General features: G+C 33.7%; 4 protein-coding genes and 2 pseudogenes. 1 reads left to right on the top strand and 5 read right to left on the bottom strand.

All coding sequences use genetic code 11. The annotated features are described in order from the left end of the window. The coding region (locus CWATDRAFT_RS11710; RefSeq protein ID WP_007305177.1) for an IS66 family transposase at nucleotides 1-373 on the top strand (373 nt) is incomplete at its 5' end. Between the two features lie 246 nt (nucleotides 374-619). On the opposite strand, the pseudogene CWATDRAFT_RS33485 reads toward CWATDRAFT_RS11710, so the two are convergent. The 5 genes and pseudogenes from CWATDRAFT_RS33485 to CWATDRAFT_RS11680 all read right to left on the bottom strand — a co-directional run bounded on the left by CWATDRAFT_RS33485 (nucleotide 620) and on the right by CWATDRAFT_RS11680 (nucleotide 7,427). After that, nucleotides 620-2,103: pseudogene (locus CWATDRAFT_RS33485) on the bottom strand (IS1380 family transposase). Between the two features lie 149 nt (nucleotides 2,104-2,252). Next, on the bottom strand, nucleotides 2,253-3,149 hold the full coding sequence (locus CWATDRAFT_RS11695) for an AAA-like domain-containing protein (protein WP_050018352.1): 897 nt from the start codon (nucleotides 3,147-3,149) through the stop codon (nucleotides 2,253-2,255). Beyond that, entirely contained in the window at nucleotides 3,118-4,080 is a 963-nt protein-coding gene (locus CWATDRAFT_RS11690; protein ID WP_050018351.1) for an AAA-like domain-containing protein, read from the bottom strand. Before CWATDRAFT_RS11690 ends, CWATDRAFT_RS11695 begins: the two co-directional genes overlap by 32 nt. 304 nt (nucleotides 4,081-4,384) lie before the next feature. Next, nucleotides 4,385-6,010: pseudogene (locus CWATDRAFT_RS11685) on the bottom strand (IS1634-like element ISCwa1 family transposase). Nucleotides 6,011-6,089: 79 nt separating this feature from the next. After that, on the bottom strand, nucleotides 6,090-7,427 hold the full coding sequence (locus tag CWATDRAFT_RS11680; protein WP_007305170.1) for a hypothetical protein: 1,338 nt from the start codon (nucleotides 7,425-7,427) through the stop codon (nucleotides 6,090-6,092). Nucleotides 7,428-7,439: the final 12 nt, after the last annotated feature.

The following is a 7,439-nucleotide window of genomic DNA, read 5'->3' as shown; positions in this document are numbered from 1 at the left end:
TGAAGACTTAGGCTCCAAAAGAACAGAAGTCGAGAACTCACTGCAAAAGATTTTTAAAGCAACTCCCAAAAAAGGATGGCCTTATGATGCACAAAGATTGATTAACCGTCTCAAACGTCATTGGGAAGAGTGGTTCACCTTTCTAACTTATCCTGAAGTCAAACCAGATAATAATGATGCTGAGAGAGCTTTACGTCCCATTGTCATTCACCGCAAAGTAAGTGGGGGAGCAAGAAGCGACTGGGGTGCAGAGTTAGTCACCCAAATGTTCAGTTTTTTAGAGACCATGAGATTACAGGGGCAAAATGCCATTGTCCAATTATGCGAATTATTTTCATTAGCTGGTCGGAGTCCCCCAGGATTAGAGATGTAAAAGGCTCCGGAGCCGATGGGGGATAGATTTTTCTTGATCCCCCTATCTCTCTGCACAAAAATACACAGGATTAGCGGATAATCTCCGCTAACAAAAAACTATCTTACTATTCTTTTTTTTTCTCATATTGTTGTTTTTATTTGAGGTTTTTAAAAGACTTGATTCTGGGAATGTTAGTCATTAAAATAGCCGTAATAAATTAGCTTAAATTTTACGCTAAATCACAGGGCTTATATTTTTGTTGACTCAACTGATGTTGTTTGTAGTGCTTTTCAATAAGACTTTTTTGTTGCGGTGAGCAGTTACAGGACAAGCACTAGCTATAGCGATAATAATTCTTCTACAACTAATCTTTATTCTGGCTCCCAACTTAAGAAGATTTAGACGTATTCTTCCCACAGTTGCTTTAGCCAATGAAGTTTTTTTTAAACAGTGTTGACGAAAAGCATTTATGAGAACATAAGCCCAGGAATGTATCCATAATCTTAGTTGATTATTTTGAAATGTTTGAGTTGAAGTTCTATCAGCTAACAAGTCTAATTGTTGTTCTTTAATCCGATTTTCCATCTCGCCTCTCGGACAGTATTTTTTGTATAAAGTTTTGAGGGTGGAATTTTTGAAGCGGGCAAAGATGTCACCACATGGCGCATTTTTAAGCCATCACTTCCATAACAAACTTTTGTCACTACTCTTCTTTGACAACTCCATGACTTTTCTGTTTTATAACGAATAGAGCGATACCAAGTAGAAATTGGTACTAATTTTTTAACTTCTTCTAAATCTTCTTTTTTCTGAAATAAACTATCCATTAATTCAGTTATTGGAGCTAGTCTTTTTTCATATTCATGTTTGGCTTTTTCAATTACATCATCCGCTCGTAACTTAAGAACGCCATTTGTTCCCATAGCTATAACATAATCAACTAAAGGCTGATTTTCACAAAAATAGAAGATTTCTTCACGGGCATAGGCACTATCACCCCTAACTAGGATATGAGTCTCTGACCATTTTTCTCTAATTAGTCCGATAATTCTTTGTAATTCGTCTAAGGCTCCATCGGCTGGATCTACATTAGATGAACGAAGTTTAGCAACTAATAAATGATGCCCACAGAAAATATATAAAGGAGCATAACATACTCCGTGATAATAACTATTAAAAAATGCCCCTTCTTGATTACCATGTACTTGGTCATCCGTGACATCCATATCTAATATAATACTTAAGGGAGGTTTTTTATAAGACTCTAAACAAAATTCGACAAAAGATTTTTCAATGGCTTCAAAGTTGGGTTCTATTTTATGATAACGACTCGTTTTTTGGTCGAGAATAGTCTCAGGACAATATTCCAATCTATTAATTGTACTTTTTCCAGCTAACCATCCCTTTTTATCTTCAAGTTCATTAAGCTTTTCTAAAGCGATCTTAAGGGCAGGATCGTGACGTAATTTATCATAGTCATTGACATCTTCATAGCCTAAAATAATTCCATAAAGCCTTTGTGCTAATAACTCATGAACGGAATGATCTACATAAGATTTATGACGATGATCTTGAAAACAGTTACCAAACTTCTCGGTAATTCCCAGTTTTTTATCCAACTCAGCTATCCAGACAATCCCCGCATCTGAAGTGATTAGTCCCCCATCAAAATTAGCGATTATTTCTTTTCCTTTCTGTTTACTAAAGTTGATTACTTGACGAGGGGTTCGGGGATGACTGGGACTCATTAAATCAGTTTAAGGTAAATTGCTTTAATAATTAAATTATAGCATATTTTATTCTAACAATCTAGTACTATTAGAGATTTTATTAATAATTTTTTTGGAAAAATGAGTGATTGATTTATCTTTTCATCTTTGTCTAATTCGGGTTGATTTTAACTTAAAATCTGACAACAGACTATTGGTTGGGGAAATCTGCGATCGCTCTGTTCAAACCCACTTCCTGTAAGGCTTCTGTGTTTGGCGATCGCAGATTTTGTGAGAAATTCGGGTGTCCCCCCGTCAAATTTATGATCTCTTGAAGAACTTTTTCTGGGTCGCGAGCTTTTTTTTTTCAATCCCTTAGCTAGAGGCTTGGCCTCCTCGAAAGTAAAGCCAGTTAAGTCAATTGCTGTACCAATATCAACTGTCAGATTTTTATCCCGAATCAATTCATAAGGCGTTGAAACCCCAAACACGGCAAAGGTTAACCGTTTATATTCAGGGTTGTTAGGGCGTTGCTCGTAGCACTCACGGATCAGTGTCCAAAACTCATCTAAAGAAAATTGGAGACTGAGAATAGTATCAATTTCATCTATAAAAATAACAATATTTTGTTGAATGTTAGCTAATAATACTTCTTCAATAAAAGTTTTCAATCGCTCTATCTCTTCTAAGTCTTTATTCTTAAGCCACCAGTCGCGCCAGTTGATTGCTTGAGGAAGCTGAGAATTGAGACTTTTCATCAAATCTTGAATAAAACCTCCGTACCATTGTGTTTTAGTAGAATAAGATTGTTTTAGAGCAAAAGAAGCACAGATCATTGTTTTTGTTTTCAGCTTTTCTGTTGTTTGTTCTCGCAAACTAGACTTGCCCATTTGTCGAGCATTGAGTATGTAACAAAAATTGCCCGCTTTTAACTCTTTTTGAATTTTTGTATCAGCTTTTCGAGACACATAAATTAGGGTATTTTCGACAGTTCCCCCTATTTGATAGTTGTAGTCCTGCATTGGTTTTGGTGTCATGGCCTGATAATTTCCTTTACTTACTGAAATACTTTCGATACAATTCACAACTAGTTTGAACCAACTCTCCAGTCTGGTTTATTAGTCCCATACTGCGTAACTTAAACTTGTTAAAATCTCCCAAATTTACTGGCGAAGATGATTTTGCAACTGTTTTTAAAGCTTCAAGCACTTCTGGTGTCTTTTGAAGTTGGGTTAAGATCCGTCGTAGGTGGTCATTATAAATTCCTGTTCCTTCATCGGCATCTTTCAACAATTTTTTTAGCTCAATGTTGTGATAGCTGCTTTCAAACATTGCCTTTCTTACTAGATAGGGATGTCCCCCCACCATTGCCATTAAAACTTCTATCTCAGCTTCTTTTTTCCAATCGAGTTGATGACGCTGAGCTAAGTCTAGTACCTGTATCTCATTGAACTTCGGAAGTTGTAAAGGAAAGCCTACGTTAAAAGGAGAATAGTTAATTCCTTGATTGATATAGTCTGTTGTTGAGTGTGCTATCACCAGCCGAAGCTTTTTCCAGATTGAGATATTGTTCCCCTTCTCATACCAGTCTCGTAGCATCTCCAAAAAGTCTTTTGTCACTGTAGGATATTGAAATAAACGATCTAAGTTGTCTAAACATAAAACAAGCGGACAATCTATGTTTGTCAGCAGGTATTCCTCGAAGTAATCTGTACAGCTCTGAACACTCCCAAATAACTCTACATCCCAATAATCTCGAAGCTTATTATCTTTCGTGATTGCTTTAGTAACGCTGAGAGAAAACCACCGTAAAAACTTATCGATATCTATTAAGGTTGTCTCAGGGACAGTGTTTAGATTCAAAGAAACTGTTTTATAGTCTTGAAGAAGTGCATAATCAATAATCCTGTCAACCAACGAAGATTTCCCCATTAGGTTTGGGGCTTTAATGCGAATTAGCGATTTTTCTCTTACGATCTGTTTATAGGCTTCAGACTCAATGGGAAAACGTTCCACATAGTAATAGCTACTCAGTGAAACGCACCCATCCGGATATTCAAGGGGATGTGAAGATAAAACCCAGACTCCGCACTTCAAAATGTAGTATAAAAAAATACATAGTTTTAAAAAGTCCGAAAATCATACCTGGGCAAGAATATTTCTCTTTTCATTAAATTTTTAGGAAAAATAATCAAATTAAGAAGATTTATACTCATTGAAAACTTAGCAAGACTCAGCACAAACGAAGGAGAGTTTCCTCTTCTCATTTGATATCATTAGACTCTTATTCTTTTATTATTTTTGCTTTATCCAATTCAATTTATAGATAATATCTTTCACAAGATGCAGGTAATAAACTCAATATAAAACGCCTTTCTTCTGTTAAATTGACAATTTGTTTAACTCCGTTTAAAATCACATAATGAATACCTTTAAAACATTGAAATATCCACCTCAAAGTCGGACGCAATGTTACTTTCCCTACTTGATTATTTATTCCTTTTTTGACTCTTTTTAAACAATTTCTTAATTCTCTTTGCCCCAAGTTATAAATCAACAAACACAAAGACATTAAAAATAACATTGTTTCTATTCTTTCTGGTTTTTCAACGAAAAAACTATCAGTAAAAAATAAGGGATCTTTCAAAAATCGAAATCCTCTTTCCGTAGATTGCTGGTTTTTATAAGTTATCAGAATTTCACTAGCTTCTAATTTATTTTCCTCTACTAAGTTAGTTGCTAAAATAAATTTTCCTGCTTCTTTAGTCTTTCTACTTATCTCTTCATCTTTTTTGATGATCAGACTAATCATTTTATAAATCTTTTCCTTTTTTTTCGAGTAAGTTTCAATCAGTTCAACTTCTTTTATTTCCAACAATCTCAATTTTTTATTAATAGCTTTTAATTTATATCGAGCAGCTTGAGGATGTTCAAATTCTTCAGATTGTATTTCTTTAAGAAATTTTTGGGATTTCTTCTCTTCTTGGGAAAGTTGTTTTTCTAGTTTTTCCAAATCACTTTTCTGTCTTTTTTCACTCAAGACTATTAACCAAGTTTGCTTGATTCCACCATAAGTAACAATTTCTTCTTTCCAGGTATAACTTTCTAAATTTAGGTCACTTCTTTTTTCTTTATCTTCATCTTTTACTTCTTCCACCTCTATATTTTGCACTAATTCTTTTGCTTTTTTTATGGTCATTGGAACTCTCGTTATCCATTTTAAATGTTGGATTAGTTGGAGATTTTCTTGACCATATAAAGCACTATCACAAACCATGATACTATCAAACTTTATTTGCTTTTTGAATTCTACTAAAACTTTTCCAAATACAGCTTTATCAGATTCATTTCCATCTCCTGCTCTCACAAATAATGGAATATCTCCATCTTGGCTTGTTATTAAATCCAAGACACATTGTTTTAAGTCTGGTCTATGATCCCGAGAATATCCTTTCTTAATAAAAATTGGTCTTTCTTTAATAATTTTTTCTTCTTCCTGTTTCTCTTTATCTTCTTCCCTTTTATATTCTCCATCTAAATGAAATGATGTGGAATCTAAATGGGAGTATTTAAGGTCTATTTTAAATTTTTAAATTACTTCTAAAACTACTTCAATAAAAATATCATTTAGTCCATATTTATATAATTCATCCATTACTCTCCCAATTTTATCATCATTAAGGTAATTAGGTTTAATTCTTTCTCCTAACAATTTCTCAATGGCTTTATCTTGAAAAAACTGACTGAATAAATATAGAGGTCTTGAAACAAATCCTAGTCCATTGATTAAAATAGACTTAACTACTGTACCTGCTGAGATTTTTTCTCTAACATCTATTCCTAATTTATTATTAATTATTTTGACTATTCCTATTTCATCAATTAAACCAGCTACTATCCCTAAATGGTCTAAATTTTTAACTTGTATTTCTTCTAAATAAGACATTTTTCGCTCTTTTTTTACAGAGGAAACAACTTAAACAATTATCCCACTTTTTTGTCTTCAAGAGCTTAAGCAATTATACTTAATTATTAACCCCAGGCTTGTAGTATTTAATGCTACTTTTTGAAGTGCGGAATCTGGGATAAAAACCATCTTCAAAAGCAAGGTGGGTTCCATCTTTACGGGTTAACCCATAGGTATCGAAACCAAAACCAAATTGAGCATTGAACCCTAAATTACCTTCGATACGAACCCCCAAAGGTCCAATAATTGGGACAAAAATTCCTGGGTTAATACTAAAGTATACTTCTGGGGTTCGATAGGTAATTAATTCAGTGGGATTACCGAAAATAAAGTCATAAACAAAGTTTAGGGGATCGTCCAATAAGGGGAAATTAAACCCACTCGGTAAATCAAGATTAGGGGAATTAAAAGAAGTTGGATTAGCAGAAACATTTCCTAGATCATTAATATTAATTTCTCCAATATTAATGACATTACCAAAGGTTGGTATATTGGCAATAAAATCAGAAAATTCAATTATGGTATCAATCAGTTCAAAATTAATATTTATTCCTTGACGACGGGCTTCTAATCCCGCTAAATCTCGGAAAGTTATTCTTCCATCACTATCAAAATCGAGGAAACTTGCTCCAGGTAAATTAGAAACTAAAGGTATTTCTATATTAAATATTTCAATGAAGGGTCGAATGGGATCAAATACAGCATTAATATTATCTAAAACTGGCTCTAAGAAATCACCATATAAACTACCCAAATCCAGTTCTATATTATCAAAAGCAAAAGGAATATTATAATCTGTATAACTAGGATCACCAAAGTCTATATTACCTAATTCAGCTAAATTTAAGGTAAAATCTCCACTAATACCAGGTAAATCAACAGTCCCGTCAGGCAGAGCAAAATCAAAATCAAATAAAGAGATATTTCCTAACTGACTAAAATCTAAAGAATAATCAAAGCCACTTAAATCAACATTAAAGTCAAAAGCAAGACTACTGGGAAAAGTATCACTTAAATCAAAACTAATAGGAATACACCCTAAATCCCCGTGAAAACTTGCATCAGGTAAGCCAACTTCAACGAGAATTTCTAAGTCTGAATCATCTTTATGAAGATAAGCTTGATCTTGATTGACTCCGAATCTTAATCCATCTAAATTGTAAGTTAAATTAACATCTGCTTTAGCATCAATGTTTAAGCCAAAATCATCTAATAAACCCAAATCAGGAGCAATATTTATCTGTCCTAAATTGGTAGTTCCATCTAAACTTAAGGCAAATTCTACACCATTTTCTGTCTCTGATATGACTTCTACATTTAGATAGGGAACGGTACTCAGTTGATCGGCTATTTCCTGAGCAGTTAACAATAACCCTGGTTGCAAAAGATTAGCCAAAGAATTTTGAAT

Source organism: Crocosphaera watsonii WH 8501, from assembly GCF_000167195.1.
GTDB lineage: Bacteria > Cyanobacteriota > Cyanobacteriia > Cyanobacteriales > Microcystaceae > Crocosphaera > Crocosphaera watsonii.
This window is presented reverse-complemented; position numbering and strand designations above follow the sequence as displayed.